The following is a 14,936-nucleotide window of genomic DNA, read 5'->3' on the forward strand; positions in this document are numbered from 1 at the left end:
TATAAGCAGAACCCGATAAGGGTATCCCAAAGGTTAAAGAACCTGCGGGATGCCCTTTTTTCGTTCCGCCCCTTTAAAATTTCGGCTTTTTGCGGGATGAGAAATATGTTTAGCAAAAAAGCCATTATCCCGACGAATGAAAACGCTTACGTTTACATATTCCTGTAGCGATAACCAGATATCCGCAAAACGGTGAAGAGTCCAGCCCAAACCGCCTGCTGTTTTTTGCATCGGATGCCTCTTCATGAAAGCAAGATAACCGTTTTCACGCGGGCTGCCGGCTTATTAGCAGCATCCATGGCTGTTTCGGAAGTTTCGTTCCGTACGTTCAACCGTTTTGCACAAAGCTTGCATCTTGCGATTCCGTACATACCCATCATTGCAGGTTTCGTCCTTGAACATGATTGAAGGAGGTTTTTTCATGAGAAGAAAGGAAGTCGTAGCCATGCTGCTGGCAGGAGGACAAGGCAAACGGCTTAAAGGCTTGACGAAAACGCTGGCCAAACCTGCGGTTTATTTTGGCGGAACCTACCGGATCATTGATTTTACGCTTAGCAACTGCTCCAATTCGGGGATCGATACCGTCGGCGTGCTTACGCAATACGAACCGCTCGTGCTCCATTCCTATATCGGGATCGGCAGAGACTGGGATATGGAGCATCGGAGCGGGGGCGTTTACGTTTTGCCGCCTTATGAGCGGGAAGACGGAACAAGCTGGTACAGGGGCACGGCGGATGCGATTTTCAGGAACCTGAAATTCATCGAGCAATACGATCCGGAGCATGTGCTGATTTTGTCCGGAGACCACATCTACAAAATGGATTATGATCAGATGCTGCAACACCACAAGGAAAATGACGCCGACTGCACCATTTCCGTGATCGATGTGACTTTGGAGGAAGCCACCCGGTTTGGCATTTTGAACACCGATGAAGAGCTTCGCATTTATGAATTCGAGGAAAAACCAGTGCGGCCAAGGAGCACTCTGGCATCGATGGGCGTATATTTATTCAAGTGGGATGTGCTGAAAACCTATTTGCTGCAAAACGTGGACCAGCCGGGCACAAGCCATGACTTTGGCAAGGACATCATTCCGATGATGCTCTCCGATGGTAGAAAGATGTACGCCTATCCGTTTGACGGCTATTGGAAGGATGTCGGAACGATCGACAGTCTGTGGGAAGCGAACATGGATCTTTTATCGGAGCATCCGAAGCTTGTTTTAAACGATCCGGGGTGGCGGATTTTTACGCGGAATCCGAACCAGCCTGCCGAATATATCGCGCCCGGGGCGAAAGTCCGGAATAGCATGATCAATGAAGGCTGCACCGTGTACGGCGAGGTAAGCCATTCCGTGCTGTTTTACGGGGTCGAGGTGGGGGAAGGCAGCGTGGTGAAGGATTCGGTCATCATGCCTCAGGTCAAGATCGGACGGAATGTGCGGATTCACCGTGCGATCGTAGCCGAAAACATGGTGATTGAAGATGGGACGGTCATCGGCGGATGTCCGGAGGGAGAAGGGGGGATCGCGCTGATCAATGGCGACAGCGACATGGCGGCAGGCTCGAAAACATCAAATCCAACAACGATTATCTGAGGGCATACAAAATCAAAATAGTCAAAAAAAGGACGGTGCCTTTATGAAGCAACTCATGGGAGTCATCAATCTGGATCATGAGCTGGATTTGTTGAACGAGCTTACCTATTTCCGCTGCGGCGCGGCCGTGCCTTTTGCCGGCAGGTACCGGCTGATCGATTTCGTGATGTCCAATATGATGCATGCGGGCGTGCTTGATATCGCGCTGTTTGTCCGCCGTAAATACCGCTCGCTGCTGGATCACCTTGGCGAAGGTCGCCCGTGGGATTTGGACCGCAAACGGGGCGGGCTGTTCATTCTCCCTCCCGACTGGAATGACCCGTCCGATGTTTCCAGCGGCGAAATGCAGCATATTCATAATAATCAGGACTTTTTTGAACGCGGTTCCGCCCAATATGTCATTTATACCGGAAGCCAGCACCTGAGCAATGTCGATTTTTGCGAGGCCTATGACTATCATCTGAAGCAGGAAGCCGACGTGACCTTGATCTACACGAAAGTGGACCGGCTCCGGCCGGAGCACCAATACTGCACCCGGTTAGACGTGGACGAAAGCGGCAGGGTGACGGACATCCATCTCGAGCAGGACCACGCCAACATATATATGGAAATGTTCATCATGGAGAAAAAGCTGTTCCTTCATCTCGCCAAGCAATGCATCGCCCATGGGGAAAGCCATTTTTTCCGCGACGCCATCCAGAAAAAACGTGGCAGGCTGCGTATTGCCGGCTACGAATACAACGGCTACCATGCCGTAATCAACTCGTTGGAGAGCTACTACCGCAACAGCCTGGAGCTGCTTCAGCCGGAAAAATACAATTCGTTGTTCCGGGAACAGCCGGTTCACACCAAAATCAAATACGAGGTTCCGGCCAAATATTCGGAATCGGCGGATGTCAGCAATTCGCTGGTGGCCAACGGCTGCCAGATTGGGGGAACGGTCCACAACAGCATTTTATTCCGCGGGGTGCAGGTCAAGGAAGGGGCGCGGATCCATAATTCGATCATTATGCAAAAATGCGTCATTGAAGGGGATGCGGTGCTGGAAAACGTCATTCTGGACAAAGATGTCACCATTTCGAAGGGCCGCAAGCTTCAAGGCGACGTAAAAAAGCCTTTTGTGGTTGCCAAAGACACCGCGATCTAAACTTAACGCGTCAGGGGGATAACTTCTTTGTTCTACGATATGGAATTATTCACAACGGTGTTTAAAGAACAGCTTGTCAGCCGCTTGGGGAAAAACGTTGAGGAGGCGACGGCAGACGACATATACAGGGTTCTTGGGAGCCTTATTCGTGAACATATCGGGCGCGAGTGGGCCGGAACCAATCAGGCTTACAAAACGAACCGGGAAAAGCAGGTTTATTATTTTTCGATGGAGTTTCTGGTCGGCCGCCTGCTCGGAAACAATGTGCTGAATCTCGGCGTATACGACACCGTCCGGAAAGGATTGAAGGAACTGGGCTGGGATTTGGAAACGATCGAAGAGCAGGAACCGGATGCGGGCCTCGGGAACGGGGGGCTTGGCCGCCTCGCCGCCTGTTTTCTCGACTCGCTCGCTTCCTTGGGTTTTGCGGGACACGGCTGCGGCATCCGGTATAAATACGGCTTGTTCGAGCAAAAAATCGTCGACGGACATCAGGTGGAGCTCCCGGATCCTTGGCTGCAAAAAGGGAACGTGTGGGAGGAACGCCGGGAGGATAAGCGGGTTGAGGTAAGCTTTTGGGGCCGCGTGGAAGTGTCCGAGAAAAACGGCAGGACGGTCTTCGAAACGGTGGGCGACGAAAAAATTTGGGCCGTTCCCTATGACGTGCCGATCGTCGGTTACGGCAGCGCCCATGTCAATACGCTCCGGCTGTGGAGCGCGGAATCGGCGGCCGATCCGGCCAAAATGCGCTTCGGGGCCCAGAACGGGCAGCCCAATAACGGGTATTATACATTTTTGGACTATAACCGTTCGGTCGAATCCATCTCCGAATTTTTGTATCCGGACGATTCGGGATACGAGGGCAAGCTGCTCCGCTTGAAGCAGCAATATTTTTTATGCTCGGCGGGGCTGCAGAGCGTGCTGCGGACTTTCGGGAAGCTGGGGCTCCCCTTAACCGAACTTCCCCGGAAGGTCGCCGTCCATATTAACGATACACATCCGACGCTGGTCATTCCGGAGCTGATGCGGATCCTGATCGACGAAAAAGGCTTCGGCTGGGATGAGGCATGGGATGTCACCACCCGGACGGTTTCATATACAAACCATACGCTGATGAGCGAAGCGCTTGAGAAATGGCCGGTTCATATGGTGCGCGAGCTTCTGCCGCGGGTGTACATGATCATCGAGGAAATCAACAAACGTTTTTGCGGCATGCTCCTCGAACGTTTTCCGGGCAGGCAGGATCTCGTATCCCGGATGGCCGTCATCGAAAGCGGGCAGGTAAAGATGGCCCATTTGGCCGTCGTCGGCAGCTACAGTGTGAACGGCGTGGCCCGGCTGCATACCGAGCTTTTGAAAACGGACGTCATGCAGCCTTTCTACGGCTTGTTCCCGGAACGGTTCAACAACAAAACCAACGGCATCGCCCACCGCCGCTGGCTCATGCACGCCAATCCCGAGCTCGCCGGCCTCATCTGCGACAGCATCGGCACCGGCTGGATCGAACATCCCGATCGGCTGCAGGAATTGGAACGTTTTCAAAACGACCCGCTTTTTCTGGAGGAAATCGGAAGGATCAAACGCGGAAACAAGCTGCGCCTTGCCGACTATATCCGGGAGAAGCAGGGCGTTTCGGTCGATCCGGACTCGCTTTTCGACGTACAGGCGAAGCGCCTTCACGCCTATAAAAGGCAGCTGTTAAACGTTCTGCACATCATGCATCTATATCACCTTATGAAAGACGATCCGTCCGCGGATCGTTTGCCCCGCACGTTTATTTTTGCCGCCAAGGCGGCGCCGGCTTATTTTTTGGCGAAATGCATCATCAAGCTGATTCATGCCGTCATGGACACGGTCAACAACGATCCCCGCATGGAGGGCAAATTGAAAGTCGTGTTCCTCGAAAACTATTCCGTTTCCCTCGCCGAAAAAATCATCCCCGCCGCCAATGTCAGCGAGCAGATCTCCACGGCGGGCAAAGAGGCGTCCGGGACGGGCAACATGAAGTTCATGATGAACGGCGCGCTGACGGTCGGCACGCTCGACGGAGCCAACGTCGAAATTCATGAGCGCATCGGGGCGGAGAACATGTTCCTGTTCGGGCTTCGTTCGGAGGAAGTGCTGGATTATTACAATCATGGAGGATATTTGGCAAGGGAGATTTATGAGCGCGACCCGAGGATCCAACGCGTGCTGGATGATTTGGTCCATCCCGGTCCGTTTAGCCGCCATGACCGCGAGTTCGAGTTCATCTACCAGTCGCTTCTCGATCATAACGACGAGTTTTTCGTCCTGCGCGATTTTGCGGGTTATGCCGATACGCATGCCGCCGTAGACCGGGCGTATTTGAACGCCCATGATTGGGCCGCCAAATCGGTCGTCAACATCGCCCATTCCGGCCATTTTTCCAGCGACTGCACCGTCAAGCGATACGCATCCGACATTTGGAAGATCCGTCCGGTACGGACCGCTTTCGAAATCAAGTAACCCCCGCAAAAGCACATGGGATGCCGGCATTGTTCCGTTGCATCGGCCCTCGGCAGCTTCGTACGGAAACAAAAATCCCCCTCGGAATCAGGCCCGGGCGCGCGAATGAATCATGCGCTGCTCGGCTTGCCCAGACATCCGAGGGGAATTCTTTTTATCTGATTTATGATTTGGCCCGCTTTGCGGGGTTATTTATGGTTTTATGCTTCGCAGGCGGCGTTTGTTCCGCCGTCCAGCAGCAGATGCTTGTAATTGGTTTTGACGAATTCCACCACTTTGTCGAAAATGATGCGGTGGCCGGCCTCATTCGGATGAATGCCGTCCGAGCATATAAATTTCGTGAAGTCGGGATGCTGCAGAAACGCGCCGCGAACGTCGATCAATTTCGTTTTGGTCAGCTCGGATACCTTGAGAATAGTCGAGTTGTATCGTTCCTGCCACCAATAGATTTTCGTAACGCTGCCGAGCCATTTCATAACGTTTTGCTCCGTCTCCGGATCGTTTTGGGTGACCCATTTGAAATAATTGTCCGCGTTCAGCGGAGGCAGGCTCATCAGAATCGGGATGATTTGCTGGCTTTTCAGCTCGTTGACCGTTTCCGTCAGCACTTTTTCGAACGTATGAAAATCCGTTTTCGGCAGATGCTCGCGGCCCGGGTCTTTGGCAATTTCGCTCCAGTTATAATCGCAATCGTTTCCGCCGTATTCGATCAGCACGATGTTCGGCTTTTCCTTTACGACATCCTTTTTCAGATTGCTTATTCCCTTGAGCAGCGTATTTCCGAATCTTGCCGTATTGCGGACGGCGCCCTTCAGCTTGCTTTGCAGCAGCGATACATAGTTATCCTCTAAAACGACGTATTTTTTTCGAACCTCGTCATACACGACACCTTTGGAGATGGAATCGCCGGATACGATGTATTTGGCACCGCCATCCCCGAATTCCTGTTGAAAACCGCTCACAGCATCACCCCGTTTCCATTATTATTTCTTTTAACTTCTATTGTAATGCAGTTTCTTCGTGTATGGCAAATGGAGGCTGCCGGTGCCGGAAGACAGAAGGTATAACTGGCATCTCACGCCATAAAAAACTCCCACAACGAATGCTTGCGGGCCGCGGAGCGAACCGGCAGAATCGGTGTGGGAGTTTTTTTGCATCATCTCATAGCTTCCCGTTGTTACTTCAAAAGCACGGCGTTAGACGGAGGAAACCGCAGCCCTTGGCCGCTTCGGGTCCGCTCGTACAATGCTTCGATCAGCTGCAGCGCCTTGATGCCTTCCTCGCCGTCAATCCAGAACGGACGATCCTCCCGGACATGCGCGTAAAAATCGGCGATCAGTTTCCGTTGGCTCGGCCCCCAATAAGATTTGCCCCCAAAATTGGAATGGGGCGGCTCGCTCAGGCGCGTTTCCTGTCCGTCTTTCCATAGGTACAGCGAATCCCGCCGCTGCGTTAACACGCCATGCTCGAACACGATCTCCAGTTCCACGGGGGAATCGGTGCCGTATCCGTTTGTCCCGTAAAACAACGCCCTGGCGCCGTTTGCGAAATCGATGCAGGCATGCGCCGTATCCTCCACCTCGATGGCGTCCTCCAGCGTATCGGAGGTTACGCTTCCTTTCACGGAAGAAATTTCGCCGCCGAACCATTGCAGCAGATCCAAGGTGTGGATGGCTTGGTTAATCAGGACACCGCCGCCTTCGGTAGCCCATTTGCCCCGCCACGCTCCGCTTTCGTAGTAGGCGCGCCCGCGGTTCCAAGTAACGATGCCCTTCATGCAAACCAACTTGCCCAGTTCGCCGGATGCGATATATTCATGAATGATCCGCGAAGCGTCATTGTAGCGGTTTTGGAACGTAACGCCGAGCTGGCTCCGGCTTTTTTTCGCCGCTTCGGTCATCGCTCTCGCCGCCGCGGCGTTTTCCGCGATCGGTTTTTCCGTCAGGACATGCTTGCCGGCGGCAAGCAGCTCAATGGCCATTTCGGCATGGAGGTAATGGGGGGTGCACAGATGCACGATTTGAATGTCTTCCCGTTCAAGTAGCACCTTGTAATCCGAGGCGGCTTCGCATCCGTAACGGCTTGCCGCGGCTTGCGCTTTCTTCGGATCCGTATCGATTACCATCCGCAGCTCAGCGTCTTCCAGTTCCTCAATCGAGCCGGCATGAAGGGGATAGATAGCTCCGCAGCCGATAATCGCTGCTCCTAACTTTTGCATGACGATCCCGTCCTGTCCGTAAAATTTGGCATGGCCATACGTTATGAAACGCGGACGGCCGTTTCCTGCGCCTTCAAGCATAATTCCGCCGCCTTGAAGGCATGCTCCTGCGTCATCGCATGTTCGGTCCGGTTCAAGCAGTCGAGGATCAGTTCCCCGAAAAACGGATACCCGACCTGCCCGTTCACGTCGAATCTGCGCTCCCCGTCTTTGTTTACCAAGTAGACGTGGTCTCCGGCCGAATCCCTGGCGATGTCGATATATTTGCGCAGCTCGATGTACCCGTCGGTGCCAAGGATAAACGTTCTGCCGTCGCCCCATGTTCCGAGCCCGTCCGGCGTAAACCAGTCGACCCGGAAATATTGGGTGGCTCCGTTGTCGCCTACCAGCGTCGCGTCGCCGTAATCTTCAAGCTCCGGATATTCCGGGTGGTTGTAATTGGCGATTTTGCTATGCAGCACCTTTGCGTCTTTGCAGCCGGAATAGTAGAGGAACTGTTCGATTTGATGGCTGCCGATGTCGCATAAAATGCCGCCGTATTTTTCCTTTTGGAAAAACCATTCCGGGCGCGAGGACGGGCTTAATCGATGCGGGCCGAACCCGGTAACCTGCAGCACGCGGCCGATGGCGCCTTCACGGATCAGCTGCCCGGCGTACACGGCGGATTCGACGTGAAGCCGCTCGCTGTAATACACCATATATTTTTTGCCGGTTGCCCTGACCTTCGCCCGTGCCGCTTCAAGCTGCTTCAATGACGTAAACGGCGTTTTGTCGGTAAAGTAATCCTTGCCCCCATCCATGACCTGAAGTCCCAGCGCGCAGCGTTCGGAAGGGATGGCGGCGGCCGCAACGAGGCGCACTTCCGGATCTTCGAGCACCTGCTCCAGACTGTCCGCTGCTTTTGCTCCCGGAAACTTGGAAGCAAAGCTCTCGGCTTTGGCATGATCGCGGTCGTACACCCATTTCAAAGTTGCCCCGGCTTCGACCAGCCCTTTGCTCATGCCGTGGATATGCCCGTGATCGAGCGCGGCGGCCGCGAACACGAATTCGCCGGGCTTCACGACATGGTTCGGCTTGCCCTGCGGGGCGTAGTTCATTCCGTCCTGTTTTGAAGCTGTCATCCGTTTACATCCTTTCGCGCATAAATTGGCCGAACTGCTTCAGCAGCTCGCGGGAGTCATATTGGGCGCTGAAGTCCTCGATGCCGAGGTACCCGTCGTACCCTACGCTTTTCAAGTCCTCGACGAACGAGGCAAAATCGATGACGCCTTCCCGCAGCGGAGCCCATTCCGACCGCCATTTGGCAGTGCCGTCCTCGCGGCTGCCTTCCTGCACGAAACGCGCGTTTTTAATATGGACATGCGCCAAGTATGGGCCAAGCAGCTGCATGCCCATGCGGTAATGCTCGAAACCTTCGTGCACCATGTTGCCCGGATCGAGCAGCACGCCGATATGATCCGGATCGCAGTGGCTTACGAGACGGTGGGCGAGTCCCGCGCTTGGCGCGATCGTCCCGTGATGCGTTTCGACGACGCCTTTGACGCCGTATTGCTTCGCAAGCCGTTCGGCTTCCTTCAAATAGTTCACCGTTTTGTCGTACAAATCCGGATAAGATAACGTTTTATTGTAAGGGGCCACGCCGATCCGGATCATGCTTGCTCCAAGCAGGCGGGCCGCATGGAAGGCATGCTCCGTTTCGTCGAGCTTCATTTCGTTTAAGTAAGGGGTCACGCTCACGACTTCGAGTCCTTGATCCTCCGTAACTTGTTTGAATTTAAGCATCTCCGGCTCCGGAAGGGAGGGATCGATGGAGCACAGGTTGTTTCCCCAGAAGGAAGGCTGCTCTCCCGCTACGGCCTCCGGCACTTCCTTGAACCGCCATTCGACGCCGTGAAGCCCGGCTTCTTTGGCGGCTTGAACCAGTTCTTCGGGGGTCAGGTCCGGGGTCGCTACGGTAAATACGGAAAGTTTCATTTGGTTTATGCCTCCTCTTTAAGGGATTAATGCGTTCCTTTTACGTCCAGGACAGCGGCTGCGGCAGGATCTTTGCGGAACGTGGAGTTTGCTATTTTTTCCTGAAGCTTTTCGTAAAATAGATCCTCGTCGAGCGGCAGATCGACCCAATCGTCGGTCCAGGCGGACAAATGCATCGCGTTCGAGATCGTCAGGCCGAGAATGCCTTCTTCGCCTGGCGCAAGCAGCTTTTCGCCGTGCAGGAGCGCGTTCGTGAAATTTTGCAAAATGCCTTTATGCTGCGGCCCGCCGCCGCCCGCCACCGGAATGTCGCACACCCAGCACTCCGGTTGCCCGAATCCTCCTCTGTATTCGCGGTTGAACTGAGGTTCGGGAACGCGGAGACGCCAGAAGGTCAATTTATCGTTTTCGATGACGATTTTGCCGTTGTCTCCGGTAATTTCGAAACGGTTCGTGCCGGGGCTTTCCCCGACGGTCGTCACGAACACGCCCGTGGCTCCGTTTTCATATTCGACGTAAGCGGTCACGTCGTCTTCGACTTCGATGTTCCGGTATTTGCCGAAATGGCAAAATGCCCGGACGCGTTTTGGCATCATGCCGGTCGTCCACTGCCACAGGTCCAGCTGGTGGGGATCCTGGTTCAGCAGCACGCCGCCGCCTTCGCCGGCCCAAGTGGCGCGCCAGCCGCCCGAATCGTAGTAGCTTTGCGAGCGGTACCAGTTCGTGATGATCCAGTTCGTTCTGCGAACCTCGCCGAGCTCGCCGGATTGGATCAGGTCGCGAAGCTTGATGTACAGCGGATTCGTGCGCTGGTTGTACATGATGCCGAATTGCTTGCCGCTTTTCGCCGCCGCTTCGTTCATTTCCCTTACCGCTTTCGTATACACGCCGGCGGGTTTTTCCACCAGCACATGGTAACCGTTTTCAAAGGCTTTGACGGCCATCCCCGGATGATCGTAATGCGGCACCGCAATCAGCACGGCATCCATCGCCTTGGACGCCCAAAACGCCTCGGGTTCGTCAAACAGCTGCACCGATTCCGGGAGATGCTGCTTCGCCCATTCCAGTCTTTCGGGGTTCGTGTCGCAGACGGCTGTCAGCTCGGCCCCCCGGATTTCCCCGCACAGGTTGTGAGCGTGAGAGACGCCCATATTTCCAATTCCGATAATGCCATAGCGAACCTTTTCCATGCCGGAATTTCACCCTTTCTCTTGCTATTCCCCCTAAGCTTAGCCCGAATCGAAAGAGATGAGAATAACTTGGATTAAGAGTGTTTTGCACAAAATTAAGGTGTTTTGGATAAATCGCCGATGGTACAATAAGGTGGACGAAAAGGGGGAGGGTCTCGTGGAACTGGCGCTGGACATGGCCGGCAAGATGCCGGAAGGACTGACGTTAAACATCAGCTACGCCCAATATCGAAAAGGTTTTCCCGGATGGAACCGGACGGAAATCGCTCCGTCCTTTCACCGGTTGTATTTTATTGCGGAAGGCCGGGGTTCGGTTACCCTGAACGGGGTTAAATACGAACCAAAACCCAATCAGATGATGATCATGCCGGCAGGCACAAACCAGATGGCATTAACCGACCAGGAAGATCCGTATTCGCGTTATTTTTGCCATTTTGACGCTCAGGTGGGGGAGTGGCCTTTGTTCCCGGCCGACGGAAAACTGTACATATGCGATGCCCGGGACCCGGGGTTTATCGAATCGACCTTCACGGAGCTGGTGGATTTGTTTCACCGGGGGGGGCCTTTTTCGGTGCTTCGGGCGCAGGCCTGCCTTTTGACGATGCTGGCATGCTGCCTGGAGGACGGGGGCTATACGGATTTTTGGAAAGATTTTATGCAGCAGGCGGAACGGAGCAAGCTCGGAAACGTATTAACCTATATCCAAACGCATTTGCATGAACCGATGGAAATCGAGCAGCTGGCGGAGATCGTGCACCTGCATCCAAATTATTTTATTCCCTATTTTAAAAAGATCATGGGAGTCACGCCGATGCATTACGTGCAGCGCAAACGGATGGAGGAAGCCAAACGGCTGCTGACTTACACCGACACCGCCGTTTCGGATATCGCCGACCAGATCGGCATGCAGCTGGCCTATTTTTCGCGGCAGTTCAAAGGGTACACGGGATTGTCGCCATCGGCCTACCGGGCCTGCATTCGTTGAAGGCGGATTGCTTTAATGCGAAGCCGGATTTGCTTACCAAAGCATCGATTTCATGGTTCAAAAGTAAGGTTTTGCTGTTTGCGTATTGGAAGGCATCCCTTCATTGGGTAAGATATGGATGGCTTCGGCCCCTAAAACAAACGAAAGGTGAGATGCGAATGAAACGAGCCGTCTTCAAACCCCTGTTGACGGTATTAAGCCTGGCGGTTGCCTTAGTCATGGTTTTCCCGGCAGGTTCGGCCAGCGCGGCCGATTCCAAATGGATCAACCAGGTGCAAGCAGACTACACCGCCTACAACCAGAAAATGACCACCTCCTACAAAAATTATCAGCAGCAAATCGAGACCAGCTATAACCAGTATTTGACCCGATACACGGCAACCATGACCGAGCTCGAAAGCAAGGTGCTGTCGGATTTGAAACAGTGGGATGAAAAGCTGGAAACGGATTATAACCAATTGAAGGAAAAATACGGGGATGACCGGGATAAAGCCAATGCCCTGAGAACCTATGATAAATACATTAACCAGAACTTCCGCGGCAGCCCGATGAACCTTTACGCCACGGCCGCCAACCGCGACTACCGGGAAAGCACCATGTGGGTCTATAGCACGGCGCTGAACGAAAATTTCATTGACAGCAAAACGTGGAGATACAGTAAGGCGATCAATCCAAACTATTTGGACAGCGCCGCGTTCAAATACAAAAATGCCGTAAACGAAAATTTCCTGGACAGTCCGATGCAAAGACTGAAACATGCTTCAAGCAAAAGCTATTACGGCAGTCCGATCTATCAATACTACTATGGAAAAATCAGCAAAACGAAGGCGCAGCAGGAATACGCAAAAATCTATAAGCGGCAAACGGAAAGATTGAACGCCATCATCACGAAAAGCAAGCAGGATATTGCGAACAGGGCGGAGGTTACGCGACAAGAGCTGGATCTGCTGCATGCCAAATCCGTCGACGCGCTGGAACAGCGGCGGGAGGAAGCGCTGAAAAAGATTTCGGACCTGCGCATTGAAATTTGTGGGGAAGGACTCAGCTGGGAGCCGCTGCTGAAAAAACCTGCCCAATAATGAAGTTATCTTAATAAATAATGAAACGCAAAAAACGAGGCGAACCTTCGTGCAAGGGGATCGGCCTCGTTTTTTGTTTCGTCGTTTATTAGTTTTCTTACCGTTCTTATTTATTTCACGTTTTCGGATTTCAAAATATCTTCAACCACGTCGGCAAGGGTAACGAGCTCCAAGGAATGTTCCATTGCTTTTTGGGCTGCGGAAAATTGCTTGGTCAGCGACTGCTGGATGTTCCGCCCGACGATACATTCCGGGTTGGGATGTTCATGGGAACTGAATAAATCGTTTTCGGCCACGACGTTCACCGCCTTGTATACGTCCAAAAGCGTAATGCCGGACAATTCTTTGGCAAGTTCAGCTCCGGGCACGCCTGCGCGCACATGAACCAGCCCCGCTGTTTTCAGCATGCCCATGACTTTGCGGATCACGACGGGATTCGTATTGACGCTGCCGGCAATATACTCCGAAGTGCTTTCAGTCCTGTCTTTGCTGATGGCCAGCAAGCACAAAATGTGTATCGCGACGGAAAATCTGCTGCTGATGGACATCTTCGACCCCTTCTTTCTTCCTATACGAATATAATCTTTTATATCATGACCATACTATCCATACAAGTAATGCGGCGCATACAAACATGCATTAGGAAAGAGGTTGACAAAACGTTCATCTGTAACTATTATGGTTACATGTAATCGGAAAAATTACAGGTTGTTTTAACATATGGGGGAGGAAAACATATTATGAAAATCGCAGTCATTGGCGCCACCGGAAAAGCGGGAAGCCTGATCGTTCAAGAGGCGCTCCAACGCGGACATGAGGTGACGGCCATCGTAAGGAACGCATCCAAATGGCAAGGGGACCAAATTGCGGTCATCGAGAAGGATTTGTTTGATTTGACGGCTGCGGATCTGCAGCCATTCGACGTCGTCGTGAACGCATTCTCGGCGCCTCCTGGAAGCGAGCATCTTCACGTGGAAGCGGGAAAAGTACTTATTCATGCATTAAAAGGAGCTCCGAGCACCAAACTGTTTGTCGTCGGCGGAGCCGGCAGCTTGTTTGCTGACGAAGCTAAAACAGTAAGAGTGATGGATACGCCGGACTTCCCGAGCATCTACTACCCGACAGCGTCCAATCAGGGCAAAAACCTGGAGGATCTGCAGCAGGCGGAAGGGATCACGTGGACGTTCCTTAGTCCGTCGGCGTTTTTTGATCCGGAGGGTAAAAGAACGGGAGCTTATAAAGCAGGCAAAGACCATCTGCTTGTAAACTCCAAAGGCGAAAGCTACGTCAGCTACGCGGATTATGCCATCGCCGTACTCGACGAACTCGAAAATCCGAAACATATCAATGAACGTTTTACGGTTGTGGCGGAGCATATATAATAGAACGAAAATAAGATCACTTTAGAGTGCAGACCGGGGGTCTGTCTGAGCGGATGAATCGCTTGGGCAGACTTCCTTCATTAATAAAAGGGAAGATGTAAATAAACCGGTTTGTGATTGTAAAATTTTGTCGCTTGCAGCAAACTGCTAATCATGGTACATTATAAATCCGGCCGACGGAAACGAAGGTTGGGACAAGAAATCAAAAAAAGAACTTAAAAAAAGTTCTTGCAATGTTCGATAGAACGTGATATTATATAAGAGTTGCTGCTGAACACAACAACAGCGACGAAAACGAAGTGTTTGATCTTTGAAAACTGAACAACGAGTGAGATTAGACCTTGCTTGCAAGGTCTAGAGCGAAGCAAATCGGTTCGAGTCTTTTGACTGAATGATTTGCGGAGCGATGAGGTTTCGGTAACGAAACCGAACGCGAGATTGTCGGGTTCATGACAACTGTCTGAATCGATGATCGAGCAAACTTGAGAATTATTTCTCGTCAGATTCAAAATGAGCTAAGAGCTCTTTCGAAGATGTGGATTGAAAATGATCGACTCAGCCGAGTTTGACTCATTTTCAATCGTCGGTCGAACGAAGTTCGACCTTTCTTGGAGAGTTTGATCCTGGCTCAGGACGAACGCTGGCGGCGTGCCTAATACATGCAAGTCGAGCGGACCTTAGCGATCTTCGGATCGCTCTTGGTTAGCGGCGGACGGGTGAGTAACACGTAGGCAACCTGCCTGCAAGACCGGGATAACTACCGGAAACGGTAGCTAATACCGGATAATTTATCGCTTCGCATGGAGCGGTAATGAAAGACGGAGCAATCTGTCACTTGCAGATGGGCCTGCGGCGCATTAGCTAGTTGGTGAGGTAA

The 14,936-nt window shown here is 52.7% G+C and carries 13 protein-coding genes and 1 rRNA gene; 7 read left to right on the forward strand and 7 right to left on the reverse strand.

All coding sequences use genetic code 11. The features are described from left to right. Positions 1-33 precede the first annotated feature (33 nt). On the reverse strand, positions 34-231 hold the full coding sequence (locus RJP21_RS19905) for a hypothetical protein (protein WP_310860856.1): 198 nt from the start codon (positions 229-231) through the stop codon (positions 34-36). A gap of 190 nt (positions 232-421) precedes the next feature. On the opposite strand from RJP21_RS19905, the gene RJP21_RS19910 reads away from it, so the two are divergent. The 3 genes from RJP21_RS19910 to RJP21_RS19920 are packed head-to-tail and all read left to right on the forward strand — an operon-like array spanning position 422 to position 5,231. Continuing rightward, positions 422-1,597, forward strand: coding sequence for a glucose-1-phosphate adenylyltransferase (locus tag RJP21_RS19910; RefSeq protein WP_310860857.1), 1,176 nt, complete (start codon positions 422-424; stop codon positions 1,595-1,597). Positions 1,598-1,640: 43 nt separating this feature from the next. Continuing rightward, complete coding sequence (gene glgD, locus RJP21_RS19915; protein WP_310860858.1) at positions 1,641-2,744, forward strand: glucose-1-phosphate adenylyltransferase subunit GlgD; 1,104 nt, start codon at positions 1,641-1,643, stop codon at positions 2,742-2,744. A 27-nt stretch (positions 2,745-2,771) separates the two neighbouring features. Then, positions 2,772-5,231 (forward strand): glycogen/starch/alpha-glucan phosphorylase, encoded by a 2,460-nt coding sequence (locus RJP21_RS19920; protein WP_397386248.1) that lies wholly within the window; start codon positions 2,772-2,774, stop codon positions 5,229-5,231. Between the two features lie 200 nt (positions 5,232-5,431). On the opposite strand, the gene RJP21_RS19925 is transcribed toward RJP21_RS19920, so the two are convergent. The 5 genes from RJP21_RS19925 to RJP21_RS19945 all read right to left on the reverse strand — a co-directional run bounded on the left by RJP21_RS19925 (position 5,432) and on the right by RJP21_RS19945 (position 10,613). After that, positions 5,432-6,193 carry an SGNH/GDSL hydrolase family protein gene (locus RJP21_RS19925; protein WP_310860859.1) on the reverse strand — a complete coding sequence of 254 codons (762 nt, stop codon included), beginning with the start codon at positions 6,191-6,193 and terminating at the stop codon, positions 5,432-5,434. A 215-nt stretch (positions 6,194-6,408) separates the two neighbouring features. Continuing rightward, complete coding sequence (locus RJP21_RS19930) at positions 6,409-7,530, reverse strand: Gfo/Idh/MocA family protein (protein WP_310860860.1); 1,122 nt, start codon at positions 7,528-7,530, stop codon at positions 6,409-6,411. Beyond that, the gene (locus RJP21_RS19935) at positions 7,491-8,570 is read right to left on the reverse strand and encodes a Gfo/Idh/MocA family protein (protein ID WP_310860861.1); all 1,080 of its coding nucleotides are present in this window, start codon (positions 8,568-8,570) and stop codon (positions 7,491-7,493) included. Before RJP21_RS19935 ends, RJP21_RS19930 begins: the two co-directional genes overlap by 40 nt. Positions 8,571-8,574: 4 nt before the next feature. After that, on the reverse strand, positions 8,575-9,423 hold the full coding sequence (locus RJP21_RS19940) for a sugar phosphate isomerase/epimerase family protein (RefSeq protein ID WP_310860862.1): 849 nt from the start codon (positions 9,421-9,423) through the stop codon (positions 8,575-8,577). A gap of 26 nt (positions 9,424-9,449) precedes the next feature. Then, positions 9,450-10,613 carry a Gfo/Idh/MocA family protein gene (locus RJP21_RS19945; protein ID WP_310860863.1) on the reverse strand — a complete coding sequence of 388 codons (1,164 nt, stop codon included), beginning with the start codon at positions 10,611-10,613 and terminating at the stop codon, positions 9,450-9,452. 157 nt (positions 10,614-10,770) lie between these two features. Between RJP21_RS19945 and RJP21_RS19950 the strand changes: the two genes are divergently transcribed. Together RJP21_RS19950 and RJP21_RS19955 are read left to right on the forward strand one after the other, a co-directional pair. Then, entirely contained in the window at positions 10,771-11,598 is an 828-nt protein-coding gene (locus RJP21_RS19950) for an AraC family transcriptional regulator (protein WP_310860864.1), read from the forward strand. Between the two features lie 158 nt (positions 11,599-11,756). Continuing rightward, a complete protein-coding gene (locus tag RJP21_RS19955) occupies positions 11,757-12,677 on the forward strand; it encodes a hypothetical protein (RefSeq protein WP_310860865.1) in 921 nt (306 codons plus the stop codon). Positions 12,678-12,787: 110 nt separating this feature from the next. Here RJP21_RS19955 and RJP21_RS19960 read toward each other — a convergent pair whose 3' ends face one another. Beyond that, complete coding sequence (locus RJP21_RS19960; RefSeq protein ID WP_310860866.1) at positions 12,788-13,225, reverse strand: Rrf2 family transcriptional regulator; 438 nt, start codon at positions 13,223-13,225, stop codon at positions 12,788-12,790. Between the two features lie 192 nt (positions 13,226-13,417). On the opposite strand from RJP21_RS19960, the gene RJP21_RS19965 reads away from it, so the two are divergent. Both RJP21_RS19965 and RJP21_RS19970 read left to right on the forward strand, forming a co-directional pair. Next, positions 13,418-14,059, forward strand: coding sequence for an NAD(P)-dependent oxidoreductase (locus RJP21_RS19965; RefSeq protein WP_310860867.1), 642 nt, complete (start codon positions 13,418-13,420; stop codon positions 14,057-14,059). 605 nt (positions 14,060-14,664) lie between these two features. Further along, positions 14,665-14,936: ribosomal RNA gene (locus RJP21_RS19970) — 16S ribosomal RNA — on the forward strand; the annotation flags it as partial.

Source organism: Paenibacillus sp. VCA1 (genome assembly GCF_031583795.1).
Classification (GTDB): Bacteria; Bacillota; Bacilli; order Paenibacillales; family Paenibacillaceae; genus Paenibacillus_AQ; species Paenibacillus_AQ albilobatus.